Origin of the sequence: Roseateles sp. L2-2, from assembly GCF_050613215.1 — a bacterium.
Classification (GTDB): Bacteria; Pseudomonadota; Gammaproteobacteria; order Burkholderiales; family Burkholderiaceae_C; genus Roseateles; species Roseateles noduli.
In genome coordinates, this window is sequence record NZ_CP192509.1 from 2325650 (window position 1) to 2342572 (window position 16923).

At 72.5% G+C, this 16923-nt stretch carries 14 protein-coding genes; all 14 read right to left on the minus strand.

Annotation, left to right across the window (positions count from 1 at the left end):
• Positions 1-9 precede the first annotated feature (9 nt).
• The gene (locus tag ACQZ13_RS10385; RefSeq protein ID WP_431051620.1) at positions 10-2964 is read right to left on the minus strand and encodes a phage tail protein; all 2955 of its coding nucleotides are present in this window, start codon (positions 2962-2964) and stop codon (positions 10-12) included.
• Positions 2964-5342 carry a baseplate J/gp47 family protein gene (locus tag ACQZ13_RS10390; RefSeq protein WP_431051622.1) on the minus strand — a complete coding sequence of 793 codons (2379 nt, stop codon included), beginning with the start codon at positions 5340-5342 and terminating at the stop codon, positions 2964-2966. Before ACQZ13_RS10390 ends, ACQZ13_RS10385 begins: the two co-directional genes overlap by 1 nt.
• Positions 5343-5346: 4 nt before the next feature.
• Positions 5347-5730, minus strand: coding sequence for a GPW/gp25 family protein (locus tag ACQZ13_RS10395; RefSeq protein WP_331616352.1), 384 nt, complete (start codon positions 5728-5730; stop codon positions 5347-5349).
• A gap of 4 nt (positions 5731-5734) precedes the next feature.
• Entirely contained in the window at positions 5735-7366 is a 1632-nt protein-coding gene (locus ACQZ13_RS10400; protein WP_431051624.1) for a hypothetical protein, read from the minus strand.
• A gap of 11 nt (positions 7367-7377) precedes the next feature.
• A complete protein-coding gene (locus ACQZ13_RS10405; protein ID WP_431051626.1) occupies positions 7378-8091 on the minus strand; it encodes a phage baseplate assembly protein V in 714 nt (237 codons plus the stop codon).
• A 28-nt stretch (positions 8092-8119) separates the two neighbouring features.
• The gene (locus ACQZ13_RS10410) at positions 8120-9205 is read right to left on the minus strand and encodes a phage late control D family protein (protein ID WP_431051628.1); all 1086 of its coding nucleotides are present in this window, start codon (positions 9203-9205) and stop codon (positions 8120-8122) included.
• Between the two features lie 15 nt (positions 9206-9220).
• Positions 9221-9388 carry a hypothetical protein gene (locus ACQZ13_RS10415; RefSeq protein ID WP_431051630.1) on the minus strand — a complete coding sequence of 56 codons (168 nt, stop codon included), beginning with the start codon at positions 9386-9388 and terminating at the stop codon, positions 9221-9223.
• Between the two features lie 6 nt (positions 9389-9394).
• Positions 9395-10588, minus strand: coding sequence for a hypothetical protein (locus tag ACQZ13_RS10420; RefSeq protein WP_431051632.1), 1194 nt, complete (start codon positions 10586-10588; stop codon positions 9395-9397).
• Positions 10588-11067: a phage tail protein gene (locus ACQZ13_RS10425; RefSeq protein WP_431051634.1), complete on the minus strand. Its 480-nt coding sequence runs from the start codon at positions 11065-11067 to the stop codon at positions 10588-10590. Before ACQZ13_RS10425 ends, ACQZ13_RS10420 begins: the two co-directional genes overlap by 1 nt.
• Positions 11064-12704 (minus strand): phage tail protein, encoded by a 1641-nt coding sequence (locus ACQZ13_RS10430; RefSeq protein ID WP_431051636.1) that lies wholly within the window; start codon positions 12702-12704, stop codon positions 11064-11066. The genes ACQZ13_RS10425 and ACQZ13_RS10430 overlap by 4 nt, the downstream gene beginning before the upstream one ends.
• 290 nt (positions 12705-12994) lie before the next feature.
• Entirely contained in the window at positions 12995-13438 is a 444-nt protein-coding gene (locus ACQZ13_RS10435) for a phage tail protein (RefSeq protein WP_431051638.1), read from the minus strand.
• Positions 13439-13512: 74 nt separating this feature from the next.
• On the minus strand, positions 13513-15309 hold the full coding sequence (locus ACQZ13_RS10440) for a phage tail sheath family protein (protein ID WP_431051640.1): 1797 nt from the start codon (positions 15307-15309) through the stop codon (positions 13513-13515).
• A 92-nt stretch (positions 15310-15401) separates the two neighbouring features.
• Positions 15402-16229, minus strand: coding sequence for a hypothetical protein (locus ACQZ13_RS10445; protein WP_431051642.1), 828 nt, complete (start codon positions 16227-16229; stop codon positions 15402-15404).
• Positions 16226-16873: a DUF4255 domain-containing protein gene (locus ACQZ13_RS10450; RefSeq protein ID WP_431051644.1), complete on the minus strand. Its 648-nt coding sequence runs from the start codon at positions 16871-16873 to the stop codon at positions 16226-16228. The genes ACQZ13_RS10445 and ACQZ13_RS10450 overlap by 4 nt, the downstream gene beginning before the upstream one ends.
• Positions 16874-16923: the final 50 nt, after the last annotated feature.

Below are 16923 nucleotides of genomic sequence, written 5' to 3' on the forward strand. Positions count from 1 at the left end.
CCTGCAGGGTCAAACATCCGTCGGCGGCAACAGGCGCCAGCGGTACTCGGTGATCTGTCGGCCCGACGCCGCGCGCGAGCCGCGGGCGTCGAGGATGAAGCTGGCGCCTGCCGCCGCCACGGCGTCGAGCCCGGCATCGGCCTGCGGCGGCGGGGCGCTCACCGGCGGCGCGCCGGACAGGCGCGGATCGAGCACGGCGGCGCCGATCAGGTAGTCGCCCATGCCCAGGCCGCTGCGCTCCACCCGCACCGGCCGCGGCAGTCGCGGCGGACCGAGGTAGGTGTCCACGCCGACCAGCGCGGCGATGCCCACCATCAGCGGCCAGGTCGCGGACACGACGCGCGTCTCCACATGCGCCGGCGATTCGAGCTGCGCGATGCGCCGGATCAGCGCGAGGTCCTGCGGTTCCACCGACTGGTGCACCAGCACCGTCGCGCGGAAGGCGAGGCGGGCGTCGAAGTCGATCGCCGCATCGAAGCCGCTCACCGCATCGAAGCCGCTCGCCGCACCGAGGCCGCTCGCCGCACCGAGGCCGCTCGCCGCATCGAAGTGCTGAGGCTCTCTTGCTCCCTCTCCCGCTTGCGGGAGAGGGCGGGGGTGAGGGCCAGCGGCGGTGGAAGTACCCAGGTCCAGCAGTGCCATCAACTCGCCGCGCTCGCGATCGCCGATCACCAGCGTGTCGCCGACGACCGAGTTGCCGCTGACCTGCAACCCCGGCAGCAGCGGGTCGTGCTCATCGCTCAGGTCCACGCCGAGCAGCGTGGCGAGGATGCGCCGCAGCCGGAAGTCCTCGAGGACGATGACCTCGCCGCCGCGCACCGCGCCGTCGGTGGCGATGTCCAGCGCCAGCCGCAGGCCCATGCGCGTGCCGTGCCAGCGCGCGAGGTCGGGCGCCGCGCGCAGCCAGTCGCGACGGCGCGCGGCCGGCAGCACGGGGTCGAAGGCGATGCCGATCCAGCTGCCCAGCCAGTCGAGCTGCGCGTCGGCGACGACGTTGGGATCGGTGAGCAGATGCGCCGCGGCGACCTGGTCTTCGAGGCGCGTGAGCACGCCTTCGAAGCTGGCCAGCATCCGCGCGTTGAAGTCGGCCGGCGTGGCGCGCGGACGGTAGACGGCGATGGCGTCGGCCTCCAGCCGGAGCCGCCACGCGCGGTTGGCGTCGTTCAGCAGCCAGGCGTCGCCGGCGTGCTCGACCTCGATCGACGCGCGGTCGCCGAGCGTCACCTGCTCCAGCCGCAGCCGCGCGCGCAGCGCATCGTCGGGCGCGCCGCCGGCATCGAGGGCCGCCACGAAGCTCGTGTCGATCTGGCCGACGCGTTCGCCCGGCGCCTGCGCGGCGGCGCCGAACAGCGACTCGCGATAGAGCCGCGGCAGGTAGCGCTCGGCATAGGAGAAGCGGCTGCCCCAGACGCGCAGCGCGGCGATCTCGGGCGTGGCGCGGGTGTCGCCGTGCAGCACCAGCCGCAGCCAGAGGTAACGGCCCGACAGCGTGCGCACGCGCTGCCGCGCGTTCTGCACCAGCACCGAGAACAGGCCGCGCACGCCGACCTCGCGCTCGCCGCCGAGCAGGCCGGGGTGATGCGGCAGCTCGCTGGCGGTGGGCTCCCACACGGCGAGCGGCACCTGCGGCGCGCGCATCGCGTCGTCGAGCTCGGCGATGTCCTCGCCGAAGCCGTGCGGATGCCAGGCGAGCCGGTCGTCGTCGGCCGGCGGCACGGGGGTCTCGGTCGCGGCGAGCCAGGCGACGAAGCCGGTGTGGGCGGGCAGGGCGGCTTCGGCGAAGAGGCGATGCCAGACGGTGCCGCCGTCGCCGCTGTCGATCATCCGGGCGACGAGGCCCGAAGGACTGTCGGCGTAATGGCGCGCCTCGCCGCGCCGCGCGAGCTGTCGCAGCGACAGCGCATGCAGCGGCTCCGCGCTCGCAGCGCCGGCCGGATAGTGCGGCGGCTGCGCGGCGCCGTTGGCGAACGGACCTTCGACCGCATCGAGCGCCAGCGGGTAGACGTCGCCGAGCGGCATCAGCTCGCGCAGCGGTGTGAACGCTCCGCCACCGGAGCCACCACCGGAGCCGACCGATCCGCTCGATGCACCGGCGCCGGTGGCGCCCAGGTCGAACGCTGGCGCGTCGCGACGGCCGGGCACGCGCACCGCGACGCGGTCCGGTGCGAGCCACGCGACGGCATATGCATAGGTCGCGCCGATCAGCGTCTGTGGCGGCGCGAAGCGGCGCTCGTCGGCGATCCACCGACGCACGCGCGCGGTGCCGATGCCGCCGGTCCAGCTCAGCAGCGCGAGCGCCCCGTCCGGTCCGCCGGCGATGGCGACCGGCGTCTCGGCCGCATCGAGCGGCGCCGGGCCGAGCAGCGCGAGCCGCGGCGCGCAGCCGTTCTCGGGATCGGGGCGGAACACGCGCGGGTCGTAGTCGTCGGGCTGCGGTGTCTCGGTGCGCATCGGCCGGCCCGTCAGCCGCGCGATGCGTCCGGTGGCGCGCTCCAGCGCCCACACGCCGCCGTCCGCCGCCGGTGCGAGCCGCCAGGGGACGAAGCCGTCCAGCGACACGTTCACGTCGTTCCACCGACCGCGCAGGTCGTGCATCCGCACGGTCGGCGTCGCGGCGTTCGGCAGCGCGAGGTAGAGCACGCCGTCCGGCGCGGCGCAGAGGTCCGTCGGCGTCTCGTCCAGCGCCAGCAGCGTGGCCTCGCCGGGCAGCACGCTCTTCACGACCACGCTGGTCGTCGCCGCGTCCCAGCGCGCAACGCACTCCAGCGAATCGATCGCGCGCGGCACGCGCTCCAGCGCCGACTGGGCCGCGGCGAACGCGTCGGCGGGCGACATCGCCGACGCCAGCGTGCGTTCGGACGCGAGGCGCAGCCGGCGGCAGCCGCCGTCCCACACCGCGTGCTCGACGGCCGGGAAGTGCGCGGCGTCGCCGAGCAGCCAGAAGCGCAGGCCGTTGGCGTCCATCAGCACAGCTCCGGCACGACCGGCACCGCGACGGCGTCCGCATCGGCGAAGGGGTTGGGCAGGGCGCGCAGGTCGGTCGGCGCGGCGTTGCCTTCGATGGCGACTACCGACAGCAGCTCGGGCAACTGCCACGGCTGCAGCGCGAGGATCTGCGCGCCGTCGGCGGCGATGGCGGGCAGCGGCTGCCACTCGGTGCCGGCCTGGCGGAACAGGCGCAGGCCGCGCAGCTCGTCGACGCCCGCCACCCGCGAGACCTCGACCTCCAGTTCACGGCTGCGCACCGATCGGCCGAGCGGCCAGCCCTGGCCGTCGAGTCCGCCCGGCGCCAGCGGCCACAGCAGACGACGCAGCGACTCGCGCACGTCGAGCAGGACCTGGTCCCGCGCATACCCGTCGCGGATCGCGACCGCGACGGAGATGCCGACGGCCACGTAGTCGCAGCCGATCACGTAGAGCTCGGTCGCCAGCGGCGTGCGCACCGACAGGTGGGCGTGCAACCGTTCGATGAAGGGACGATCGGGCCTCGGGTTCGGCGCGGGCGCCAGCGCTGCGGCGGGCAGGGCCATCACGCTGACGACGCCGGGCACGTTGAAGCGCCGGTCGCGCGGCTTGAAGCGCGGCAGTACCTCGACGCGGCCGACATCGACCGCCGGCGCCTCGAACGCGAGGCGGCGATAGTCCTCCTCGGTGACCGCGCGGTCGCGATGGCGCAGGCGCGCAGGGATGCGGCGCTCGGCGCCGGCCAGCGTCTCCGCGTCCTCGCCGCCGGTCAGCGCCAGCGGTTGCAGCACCTTGATCGGCGGCGCGGGCTGGCCGTCGATGCGGCGTGCGCTCAGCTCGGTCAGCGACTCCGGCGGCAGGTTGCCCGCGCGTCCGCCGCCGAAGCGGCCCAGCGCGAGCCGCACGCGCATGCCGGACTCCGGCACCTTGCCGCGCAGGCCGTCGCCGATCTTCAACGTGCCGGCTTCGGCGTCGATCTCATACGCCGTCGCATCGCGCGCGACGTCCGGGTCGGCGCTGATCGCGCCCAGGTCGTCCACGCGCGTCCAGGGCTGATAGCCGCGTCCGGGGGCTTCGACCTCGATCCGCAGCGTGGTCGGGTCGACGCCGCTCATCGGCAGCGGGAACTGCTGATCGGCCGCGCCGGTGGAGGTGCCGAGCACGCGGCCGGTGACGGTGGCGCGCTGGTCGATCTCGATGGCGTTGACGCCGATCCACGCGAGCGCAAGATGCTGGACCGAGGCGGCGAGGGCCGATGCGCCCGTGGCCGCCGACGATGCCGTGAACGCTGCGGAAGCCGAGCTGCCTGACGAGGCCGACAGGGCCGACGAGGTCGGGGACGAGGCGCCGGCGAGACCCGGCTGCGGCCGCAGCCGCAGCCACGCCACGAGCCGGTCCGCACGCTCCGGATCGTCGAGCCGCGGCGGCGCGTCGCCGACGCCGGCCTGCGGATTCAGACCGACGTCGTTCTTCGGTGCCCAGATCTGGCGCTCGTCGGGCATCTGCAGGCGCAGCGTGCCGGCGCGCGACAGGCCGTTGCTGGTGTCGGTGCCCGGCTGGACCGGCAGCGTCAGGTAGTCGGTGTCGAAGTCGGTGCGGCCGCGGGTGGTGATCTCCCACAGCACCGGGATCGGCGTCGGCGCGGTGACGTCCTCGAACAGCGCCGGGGCCTTCAACGCCGGCACGATGCCCATGGACAGCAGCGGCGGCAGCCCCGCGTCGCCGCCGCCGAGCGCGGATTTCACCGCCTCGTTGACGGCCTCCTGCTGATCGGCCTGCGGCGCCTTGGGCGCGAGCAGCGCGATCCACAGCGCGCGGTCGGCGCTCTGCGCGAAGACGTCGACGCCCTCCGGCACCGCGCGACCCTGCGCGAACACCGGCGTCGTCTCGTAGGCCTTCAAGGTGCCGCTGAGCCGATGGATGCGGGCCAACCCCTGCAGCACGTCGCTGCGCCGCGCGGTCTCGGTGCTGCTCAGCCGGCGCTTGATGTAGGCCTCGCCGGTGATGGGCAGCACGGTCGTCTCCGACAGCGTCTCGAAGGGCATCGCCGCCTTCAGCGTGCCGCCGGGCACCAGCGTGTGTGCGCCGCGCTCGGTGTCCTTCGCGAAGGCCAGGCTCACGATGCCGCGCGCCGGCGATGCGGGCCGCAGGCCCAGTCCCAGCAGCTTGAGGAAGACCAGCCGCTGCCGTTCGGGGATCAGGTTGGCGCGGTACAGCAGCGCGTCGCCCAGCCACGCGAACAGCTCGATCAGCGTGCGGCCGGGATCGCCCAGGCGCGGGTTCGTCCACTCCGGCGTGTGCGCCGGGATGCGGGCGAGCAGCTCCTCCACCAGGTCGTCGAAGCGGCGGTCGTCGAGCGAGGGGGGCAGGATAGCCATGGCGTCAGCCCTCCAGGTCCACGGTGACGTTCATCGCGCCGGGCTCGCCGGTGCGCGCGAGCCGGTAGGCGATCTCCACCCGCACCTGCCCGGGCGCGCCCGGCACTTCCCAGACCTCGACCGCGTCGAGCAGGATGCGGCGCTCCCAGCGCGCCAGCGAGTCCCGCACCAGGTCGCGCATCTCGCGCCGCGTCGCGATCGTGTTGGGCTGGTGCAGCAGGCGGTCCAGGCCGCCGCCAAACTCCGGCCGCATCAGCTGTTCGCCGGGGCGGGTGCTGAGGATCAGGCGCAAGCCGTCGCGCACGCTGCGCGCCAGGTCGGGCCAGGCCAGGCCGCCGTCGTCGCCCGGGAGCGGCAGCAGCGGCCAGCCGATGAGTGCGGAGGTCATCGCGTCACTCCTGCGGCGGGATCTTGGGGAACGGCAGGCAGATCTTCATCGCGAAGAGCCAGCCGAAGAACAGGTTGAACAGCGACAGGAAGATGTTCAACACCAGGAAGGCGCAGATCGTGATGATCGGGATGTTGAAGCCGCAGATCCACGTCAGCGCGGGGCTCGCGGGCGGCGGCTTCTTGCCGTCGATCAGGTCCTTGGCCGAACCCATCAGCACGCTCTGCAGCGACGGCGGGACGACGAAGGCCACGTTGGGCTTGAGCGCGGCCAGCAGCTGCCTGTCGGCCGGATCGGGCAGGGCGATCTGCACCGGCGGCGCGCCCGCGCCCTCGTACCAGGCGGCGATCACGAAGGGATCGCTCGGGGCGCTCCAGATCACGCGCGACGGGCAGGGGCCGTCGGCCTTCAGGCGGATGAAGGCGCGCAGCTGGTAACGCGCGTCGGGCTCGTCGAAGCGGCCGGTCTTGGCCTTCATCGCGGCGAAGCGCGCGCGCATCGCGGCGTGCATCGCGCCCAGCAGCTGCTGCGTCTGGCCGGCGTTCATCGCGGGCCAGGTCTCGGGCATCTCCACCGAGCCGGGCACGCTGCCCTGCATCAGGATCAGCGTGTGCGCTCGCGTCAGGAACTCGTCCGCGCGCACGGTGCGCTGCGGCCATTCGCCATTGCGGCGCACCAGCGGCAGTTGCAAGGAATGCAGCGCCTGCAGGATCGGGCCACCGGTCGGGCCGAACGCGTCGAACTCGCCCGCGAGCTGGCGCAGCATCAGGATGAAACGGACGAGGTTGGAGTTGGGGGAGGGCTGTTCGCTCTCTTCGAGCCAGCCGCGGCTCACCGACTCGCCGACCTTGGGCAGCGTCATCGCCTCGCCGCGCAGCGCCTGCACCAGATGCAGCCGGAAGGCCGATGACGACGGACCGAAGTCGAATCCTTGTGCCGATCCGAAGCTCGCGTCGGTCTCGCTGATCTCGCTGCTGACGGTCGGCACCAGGCCGTAGTACAGCGTCTGGCCGGCATCGGCGCAGACGTCCGGCGGGGCGAGGTACAGCGGGATGGACTGTTCTTCGAGCGCGGTGTCGGGCCGCTCGCGCGAGAAGGCGACGAGCTGGCGGTCGATGTCGGCGACGCCGGTGAGATCGCGCTGCGCGCGTTGCGTCGGAACGGGATCCGCGTCCGGTCCGCCGACACGCGACATCGGCACCCAGCCGCGGATGCGTCCGTTGGACTTCATCCAGCCCTCGGGCTGTCCGCCGGCGCCGAGGCGCCGCAGGACCAGCCCTGCGGATTCGATCTTGGCGGGATCGACGCGCGGCTCGCCGGGCATGTCGCACCAGGCCTCGACCAGCGCGAGGTGGAACTGCCGCTGGATCGGCTGGAAGAGCTTGAGCGTGCCGTTCTTGTTGGTGGCCCGCGCGCGCAGATCGCGCAGCCGCGCGAGGCCGCTCGTTCCGCCAGAGCCAGAACCAGAACCAGAGCCGGAGCCGGAGCCGGAGCCGCTGGAACCACCGGCGCCGCGCAGGTCGTCCAGCGTGGCGGGAATGAAATCGTCGTCGCTGCGTTGCAGCAGCCAGGGCTGCAGGCTGCGGGCGAGGCCGCGCGGTGCGCTGACGACGACGGGATGGTGCGGATGGTTCATGGTCCGTTCCCTCACCAGACGTTGCCGGCGCCCGGCGTGTAGCTGGCGCTGATGACGGCGTTGGTCTGCAGCACCGCGCACTTCACGATGCCGGTGAAGTCCGCCATCACCGCGTCGACCTTCACCATGCCGGCGCTGACGGTGACCTGGCTGGCCTGCACCGTGACCTGGGCGGCGGCCTTCACGGTGATGCCGGAGGTCGCCAGTTCGATGCTGTTGCCGTTGCTGTCCTCGAGCGTCACCGTGCCGGGACCGTCCTTGAGCGTCAGGCTGCAGCCGCCAGGAGTCTCCAGCGTCAGCGTCTCCTGGCCGCTCTGGTCGTCCAGCGTGACGACGATGCCGTTCTTCGACTTGATGCGCTTGTAGCGGTTGAGGCCGCCGCTCTCGATGTCGGCCGGTGCGGCGGCGCTGCCGTTCCACAGGCCGCCCAGGACCAGCGGATGGCGCGGGTCGCCCTGCGCGAAGACCACCAGCACCTCGTCGTCCACGTCGGGGACGAAGAAGGTGCCGCGGTCGTCGCCGGCGAAGGGCGCGACCACGCGGGCCCACATCGCGGCGTCCTGGCCGGTGGTGTCGTCGAAGGCGAGCAGCCGGACCTGCACGCGGTTGAGCCGCTCGGGGTCGTCGATCGAGCTGACCCTGGCCAGCTGTGCGCCCGCGGCCCAGGGCAGCGGGCCGCCGAAGGGCAGGGCGGACGACAGGGAGGAGGGCAGGTCGCGTTGCATGAGATCGCCTTGGTTGTCCCGTGCGGCTTCAGGCCCCGAGGAAGGCGCATTCCGCGCTGAACTCGGTGCGGTAGCCCTGCTTCATGTCGAAGAGGTGGCAGGCGCGCACGACGTAGTAGGTGTTGTCGAACTGCGGCGAGACGCCGGTCAGTCGCACGCAGCTGCCGACGCGCAGTTGCGCGTTGCCCTCGGACACGCCCTCGGCGCGGACGAAGCGGCGGGCGCGCTGGTCGAGCGCCGCCTCCGCCACCGCACGCGCCTCGTCGGTGCTGTAGACCGCCGGCGCGGCGAGGTGCTCGTTGCGATCGCCGAAGACCTCGCCCGCCCACGCGACGCCGTTGCGGCCCTGGCCGGGACCCGCGTTGGCGACGGTGCCGGCTTCGCCCTTCACCGCGGAGCCGTCCTTCGCGTTCCAGCCCGCCACGCTCACGGCGGTGGGCTGATCGGCAAGGTCCGCGGTGATGCGCACGCGCGCGAGCTGGCTGTAGAGCGTCAGATCGATGGTGCCGCGCTGCACGTCCTTGCGCGGCGTGACCTGCAGCTGCGTGCCGACGACCTGCAGATCGGCGTCGAAGCGCGCGAGCAGCCGGCGCAGGAAACCGAGGTCGGTCTCGTCCAGCTGGGCCCAGGTGCCTGGCGCCGAGGTGAGTCCGGTCACGGACGGCGTCAGGCCCAGCCCGCCGGCGATCGCGTTCACCACGTCGGCCGGCGTCATGTCGGTGTAGACCTTGCTGCGGCGTGCGCGGCGCGCGGCGCTCAAGGCGTCCTCGGCGAGGACGACCAGCTCCGGCGGCGCGCCGTAGTTGCAGACCATCTCCAGCGCGCTGACCTTGCCCTTGAAGATCTCGCGCGGCGCGGCCTCGTCGCCGGTGTAGACGCCGAGCTCCGCGCCGAGCTTCAGCGAAGAGCTGCCGTTGAACGCAAGTTCCGCGCGGCCGTCGCCGGTCGCGACCCAGTTGGTGACGCGCAGTTCCAGCGCGCTCATGCCGCCTTCGTGTTCCTCCATCTTCATCGCCGTCATCAGCGTCGACAGGCGTTCGTCCGCCTGCCCGGCGATGCGCAACGTGGGGCGGGCGCTGAAGATGGCGGAACGGCTGACGCTGGTTTCGGTCATGGCGATGGGCAATGGTCAGAGATCGCAGAGGCGGGCGGCGCGTTCGGCCCGCAGCCGCAGCGCCTGCTCGATCTGCTCGTCGATGTCGGTCGCCGGCGCGGCGGCGGAGGCGTCCGATCCGGCGCCGCGTGGCTGCGGCTCAATCTCGATGTCGGCGGTGACTTCCTCGAAGGTGATGGGCATGACGGATCAACTCCCGAAACGGATGCGGCCGTGCAGGTCCGCGTGCGTGCCGACGTCGGCGCTGAGACTGCCGCCGGCTTGCGCCACCGCGCGGCCGCCGGGATTGAAGCTGGCGGAGCCGGCCACCCGCGGCGCGGGCAGCAGCGCGGCGCGGGCGTCGAAGACATCGACGCTGAGGCTGGGCGGTGCGACGTGAAGATCGGCGAAGGCAGCGCCCGCAGTGGCTGTCAGCGCCGCGCCGACATTGAAGCCGCCGCCCGCGGACACGCCGCCGCCCATGGAGACACCCGCACCGATGCCGCCGCCGATGCCTCCGCTCATGCCGCCACCGATGCCGATCCCGGCGCTCGCGCCGATGCCACCGCTGACGCCCACACCGACGCCACCGCTGACGCCAATGCCGCCACTGATGCCGCCGCTGATGCCGATCCCGCCGCTGATGCCGGCTCCGATGCCTCCGCTGAGGCCAGCGCCAATGCCGCCACTGATGCCGGCGCCGATCCCCGCGCCGACGCTCGCGCCGACCGAGAAGTCAGCCGCGGCCGACAGCGAGATGCTTCCCCCCACCGACAGCCCCGCCTCGGCGCCGAAGCGCAGGCTGGCCGCGCCGTTGGCGCCGGCGATGGCGCGGGCCGCGCGCGGATCGCCGAGTGCGTTGGCGACGTCGGCCGCGCCCGCGCCCGGCGCCGCGCTGACGGGCTCCGGCTGCGCGTTGCGGTCGACCGCCGGGGCGGGATTGCGGCTGCTCTGGAACTCGACTTCCTGGCTGGCCAGCGTCAGGTTGATGCTGGCGCGCAGCGGCACGCCTTCGGGCGAGAAGAAGTCCAGCGTCTCCTTGAACTGCTCGATGACGCCCTTGAAGCTGTAGGTGCCCCAGCCGAATTCGACCTTGGGTGCGAACTTCTTCGTGCCGTCGGGCGCGGGCTCCAGCAGCCCGGCGATGTTGGCGGTGACGTCGCGCACCGACGCGCCGGTCTCGGTCGTGTCGAAGATCAGCGTCATCGTCAGCTTCGCGCTGCTCTTCTTGACGAACTGGCGCGCGCCGTTGTTGCCGTTGCGGTCGTCGAACTCGTTGCTGATCGTGTAGTCCAGCGACGCGGGGTTGAACTGCACGTCGAACGCGGGCCCGCCGGCGCCGGTCCCTTCCAGCACCTTGAACGTGGCCGCGGCCACCGTCGGGGCGTCGGGCAGCCAGGGCATCACGCGCCTCCCGCGTCGAGCAGGCGCAGGCCCTCGTGCGCCAGGTGCAGTTCCTCGATGCCGATGTCGGTGCCCTTGGCGTTGAGGTCGGCGGCCTTGAACTTCACCGGCAGGCAACGGTCCAGTCCCCAGGTCAGCACCGGCTGGCCTTCGGTGTCCAGCACGGCGATCTCGGCCGCGAGGCGGTAGGCGTACCCGCCGCCGCCCACGGTCTGGAACCAGCGGAACAGGTCGCGGCTGCGCGTGAAGCCGCGCTTGAGCACGACCGTGGCGAAGCTCACCGTGCCGGCGCGCTGCGTGGCGCCGTAGTTGACGCCGCCGGCCTTGATGAGCTTGGGCTCCATCGTCGCTTCCAGGCCGGTGCAGTCGGAGAACGCGCCGCCGCAGACCTCCACGGGGCCGCTGCCGCTGCCCACGCGCTTGAAGGTGACTTCGAAACGGAAGACGTGCAGGCCGATGAAGAGGTCGTCGGCGCTCATGTGGCCTCCCGCTGCAGGACGGTGGCGCTGGCGGAGCCGGCGGCCTGGCCCAGTTGGAGCACGACGGTGATGCGCTCGATCGACATCGCCGGACGCACGCGCACGTAGGCGACGAGGCGGCCGGCGTCGAGGTCGTTCTGCGTCATCGTCGTGCGGTCGCAGCGGACCTCGAAGGCCTCGGACATCGCGCCGCCGTTGAAGGCGCCTTCGCGCCAGAAACCGGCGAGCAGGTCTTCGAGCGTGCCGCGAAGATGCGCCCAGAGCTTCGGGCCGTTGGGCTCGAAGACGGCGCCGTCGCCGGCACGTCGTGCGGCGCGGAGGATGGTGCCGATCAGCCGGCTCGCGCCGCCGAAGCGCCACGGGTCCAGTGCGGAGGTCGTGACGTCGGATTGCAGGGCCCAGCCGTCAGCGCCGGGCGCGAAGACGCAGACGCGTTGAGCGAGGCGACCGCCTGGGCTGTCGTCGCCCAGGCCCCAGGAGGGCATGGGCTCCGCGCCGCCGAGGTCGCGCAGCAGCGGCAGCGAGCCGTCGCCGGCGACGGAGCGGAAGGTGCCTTGGGCGATCGCGCCTTGAGCGATGAGGCCGGCGAGCAGGCCGTCTGGCGGTTCCAGGCCTTGCGGCAGATCGCTGCGCGCGGCGCGTGTGCGCAGCCACGGCCACGCGAGTTGCGACAGCGCCTCGGCCGGGCGGCCTTGCGGCGTGTCCTCGTCGAAAGCGCTGCGCAGGATCTGCGTCTGTTCGAGCCAGAGGCGCGGGTCGGCCTGGGCATGCAGGCCCCGCGCGGCGAGGCTGCCCGCGAGCGGCAAGGGAAGGGCGGCCAGCAGCATCGCGGCGCGTTGTCGGCGGTCGAGGAAATCGCGTGCGTCGCGGATCGCCTGGCGCCAGCGCTGGTAGCCGGCGTCGTCGAGCCGCGGCGCGGGGATGCGCATCAGCGAGTTGTCGCGCGGCGCGGGGGCTTCGACGTCGCAGGGCGCGAAGCCTTCGGGCTGCGGCGCGGCGGGGCGCTCAGGATCGGGCGGCGGCGGCACGGTGGCGCAGACATCGGGCAGGTCGGGCAACAGCAGCAGGCTGTCGTCCTGGAGGCCGTACAGGTGCTGCATGCCTTGCCACGAGGCGGGCTCGTGCGGCGCGAACGGCGCGGAGGACGGGGACATCGCCGGAAGCAGCAGCGCCAGGCGATCCGCCTGTTGCGCGGCGCGTGTCGCGGCATCTTCCAGATAGGGCCAGGGATCGCCGACGCGGATCACGATCGCACGCTTGCCGCCGCGGGCGAAGAAGCTGCGCACCGCGGCGCCGAGGTAGGTCGCGCAGCGGCGCGGCTTCATACGCGAGGGATCGACAGGGTCGAGCGGGTCGGGCGTCTCCGGCGTGTCGAGCGGTCGCTCGTCCCAGGCGTAGAAACGGTCGAACAGGTGCCAGCTGTCGAGCACCAGCGGGAGGTTGAGGAGCGCCTCGACCTGCGCGGCCGGTCGCGCCCACGGGCCGGTGACCCAGCCGCCCGCATCGAGTTGCGTGCGCAGCGCGTCGGGCAGCGGACGGCCCGCGCGGCGGCCGACGAAGCCCACGAAGCAGGCGACGTCGGCACGCTGCGCATCGGGCGGCGCGGCCGGGGCAGCAGGTTCGAAGACGAGGCTCATGGACGATGTCCGATCAAGCGGTTGGCGCTGGAGTCCTGCATAGGCCGCTGGCCCTCACCCCCGCCCTCTCCCGCAAGCGGGAGAGGGAGTGAGAATGCACCGAGCCATTCGTAGCAGGTGGAAGAGCGAGCCATTCGTTGCAGGATCACTGGGGTGGCCCCCTCTCCCGCTTGCGGGAGAGGGTGGGGGTGAGGGCCAGTGGCCGTAGCAGTACCGCCGTTCTCTGGCCCCCTCTCCCGCTTGCGGGAGAGGGCGGGGGTGAGGGCCAGCGGCGGTGGCAGTACGGCAGATCACACCGTCAGCTCCAGCGCTTCCGCCGACAGCACGACTTCCTCGATGGCCACGTCGCCGCCGCCCTTGCCCGCCAGCGTCGGTCCCGTGTACTTCATCGGGATCACGCCGCGCAGCACCCAGGACTGCACCGGCTTCTGCGCCTCGTCGAGCAGCGTGACGGTGACGCTCTTCTGCGCCGCCGGTCCGCTGACCCGCGCCTGCGCGATCCAGTCGAACAGGGTCTTCGAGTTCAGGATGCCGCGCTTGAGCGTGACGTCCGAGACCTTGTGCACGCCGGCGACCTTGCGGACGTGGTTCTCCTTGTCGTTGCCGAAGCGGTACTCGGCCACGGTGAGCTCGGTGCCCAGCCCGGAGACGTCCGAGAAGCCGCCGAAGACCTCGCCGCCGTCGAAGTTGACGAGGAAGTTGAAGGCGCCGTAGGGCGTGGTGCGGTTGGCCATGGTGGGATGCTCCTAAGCGACAGGGCCTTTGATGCGGGTCGTGCGTTGCGTGCGCGTCATGCGCGGCGCGGGCGTCATGCCGCGTCGGCCGTCTTCTGGCCGATGCGGAAGATGACGAACTCGGCCGGCTTGATGAGGGCCACGCCGATCAGGCAGACCAGGCGGCCGTTGTCGAGGTCGTTCTGGGTCATGGTGCTGCGGTCGCAGCGCACGAAGAAGGCCTGCTCGACCGTGCTGCCCAGCAACGCGCCGTTGCGCCACTCGTTGTAGAGGAAGTCGGAGATGGTCTGGCGCACGTTGGCCCAGAGCCGCTCGCCGTTGGGCTCGAAGACGGCCCACTGCGTGCCGCGGTCGATGCTGGCTTCGAGGTAGTTGAAGTAGCGCCGGTCGGAGACGTACTTCCACTCCGGATCGCTGGAGACCAGCCGCGCGCCCCAGACGCGGTAGCCGCGTCCGCTGAGGTAGCGCAGGCAGTTCACGCCCAGCGGGTTGAGCAGCTCCTGCTGCGCGAAGTTGACGTCGGACTCGAAACGCAGCGCGCCGGTGACGACCTCGTTGGCCGGCGCCTTGTAGACGCCGCGCTGGATGTCGTTGCGCGCGTAGATGCCGGTGACGAAGCCCGACGGCGGCAGCGCGATCTCCTTGGGGATGTCGTCGCGGCCGGGACGGGCCAGCGGATTGGCGACCACCACCCACGGGTAGTAGAGCGCCGCGTACTTCGAGTCCACGCGACCGCGCGCGACGCGCATGTCGCCCGGCGTCTGCGCGGGCGCGCTGTCGAGCACCGCGATGCGGTAGGCGCGGCGGCGCTCCGCATGCGCGATCAGCGCGTTCTGCACGGCCTGCGCTTCGGCGTAGGCGCTGCTGCCGGGCGCGGCGACGATGGACACGTCCTCGATGCCCGACAGGATCGCGAGCGCCGCGGCGTAGCTGCCGGACGTCGTTTCCGCGCCCAGCGTCGGCGCGACGCCGTCGCTGCCCGCCTCGCTGCCCACGCCGCTACCCAGCGCGAGCACGCGGCGGCCGTCGGCGTCGCCCGGCACGGCGGGCAGCGCACGCACCGCGGCCATCAGCTCGAAGCCGTCGACCGCGTCGCCGATGTCGGCCCAGACGGTGTTGATGAGCGCCTCGGCGCGGCTGGCCGGCGTCCTCGCCAGCACCGCGCCTATCCAGCGCGGATGCGTGCGCGACACGCCGATGTCTTCCCAGGTCTGGGCGCCGCCGTCCGCGTCGATCACGTCCAGCGCCAGCGTCACCAGGTTGGCCGTCGCGTTCGCGCCGCCCGGCACGTCGTCCGGGCCGAGGCCCGTCAGCGACAGCGCCGCCGAGGCGGAGTCGGTCCAGGTCGCGCCGCTGCCGGTGTAGAGCGTCTCGGTGCCGCCGTCCGGCGTCACGGCCAGCACACTGCCCGCAGGCGCCGTGCCCATGGTGCGCAGCGTCGCGGGACGGCGCGCCTCGCGGAACAACACCCGGCCGTTGTAGGCCGCGCCGGGGAAACGCGCCCGGATGAAGGCGCCTTCGGCCGGCGTGCCGTTGGGGTCGCGCAGTCGTCCCGCGGCCGTGCCGGCGGTGTTGGCCGTGCGCACGACGTAGAGCCGGGAGCCGCCGTTGTCGAAGTAGGCCCGCACCGCGTGCGCCACGAAGTTCAGGCGCCGTCGCGCGTCCGTGACGTCGCTCAGCCCGAGGTTCTCGAGGCTGCCGTAGACGTGCTCGAAGTCGGTGAGGCTGGTCACCATCTCCGGCACGCCGTCGACGGGACCGCGTCGCGTCGGACCGACGAAGGCGGTGGTGCTGGTGCCCACGCCCTCGATGGACTTGGCGCGGAAGCTGGTCTCTTCGACGTAGACGCCGGGTGCCAGGTATTCGGGCATGGCCTATCTCCTTTGCCTGAAGGCGCATCCGCGGAAAAACCCGCGGTGGGAATCGCCGTGACGAACATCTCGCGGGGCCTTCAGGAGTTCCTTCATGGCAGTGCGAGGGGAAGGGAAAACGACTGCGACCGGCCGGCCGCCAGCGCCACGTCCAGCGTGGCGGCGGGGAGCGCGGCGGCGCGGGATTCGAGATCGTCCGGATCGACCAGCGGTTGCACCGCCGGCCCGCGGCCGGCGCGCACTTGCGCCGCGGGCGTGCGGGTGCCCCCGGCGCCGGGCGCCGGATCGAAGCACCATTCGATGCGGGCCGCGAGCTCGGTGACGACGACTGCGTCCTCGTCGTCCGACCAGGTCGTCACCGGCACGCCGGGCACCGCCAGCAACGCTTCGCCGCGCCAGTCGGTGAGCGCGCGCGCCAGCACGTTGCCGCCGGCGCGCGCCAGCAGCAATGCGCCGCCGAGCGCGTCGAGGCTGCCGGTCTCATGCACGCTCAGGCGCAGCACCGACCAGTTCATGCCGGTCGACGCGACCGCGGACGGATACAGCGGCAGCTCGACGGCGCGGAACAGCGATTCGGGCGAGGCGGCGTTCGCGGGCTGCGGATCGCGGGGAAGGGTCAGTGCCGCGCGGCGCGGCAGGTAGCGGCCGCCGGGGTCGGTGACGGTCACGGTGAGCGTCACGTCGCCGACGACAGGCGCGGCGGGCGGGGTGTCGAAGGCGGACTCGTGCGCGGCCAGTTCGAGCGGCGCGTGCGCGCGCACGATCACGTACAGCCCGCTGCGATTGCGACTGACGGTTGCGCCGTCGATGCGCACGTCCAGCCTCGATTCGACCTGCACGCGCGTGGTCGCGTCGATGCAGCGCAGCGCGCCCAGCACGCGCGTGTCGGTGCGCTCCAGCTCGCGGATGAGGAGCGTCATGGCGCGCCTCCCTCGGGTGTGCCTGATGCGCCCGCGGACGCGCTGCCGGATGCGTTCCCCGCCTGCACGGCCGTCCCGTAGCCGAAGCGCGTGGCCACGACCGGGCCGGCGTCGAGGATCCGGTCCGGATCCAGCCGCACGCGCCGCGCGATGTAGGAGACCGACAGCCGGTACGCCGGCTCCAGCGCATCCCAGATGCGCATCATGTCCTCGGTCGACAGCTCGGACGGGATGATCTGGATGACTTCGTCGGGGCCCCAGCCGGCTTCGGGCGAGAGCGCGGAGGCGTCGAGGATCGGATGCTCGTAGAGCTGGCGCATCGCCCACGCGAAGGGCAGCAGCTCGTCCTGCGCGTTGTCGGCCCAGGCGCTGAGCAGGAAGTGCAGGTCCAGCCCCAGCGGCGCCTGCTGCTCGCCGGACATGCGGTCGGGGCGGTGCTGGCGCAGGTGCTCGTTGACGGTCACGCGGTACAGGTAGAGGGTGAGCCGGGTCGCGTCGTCCAGCGTGCCGGCGAGCTCGCCCGAGGACACCAGCGCGACGTCGCACTCCGGCATCGCCGCGCCGCCCGAGTTGGCCGGATAGGTGTTGCGCAGGTAGGTCACGATCGAGTGCCCGACCGAGTGGATCGCCTGGATGTTGGCCATGCCGGTGAAGTCCTCTGGGTTCCCTTTGAAAGCGCTGATGAATGCCTGGA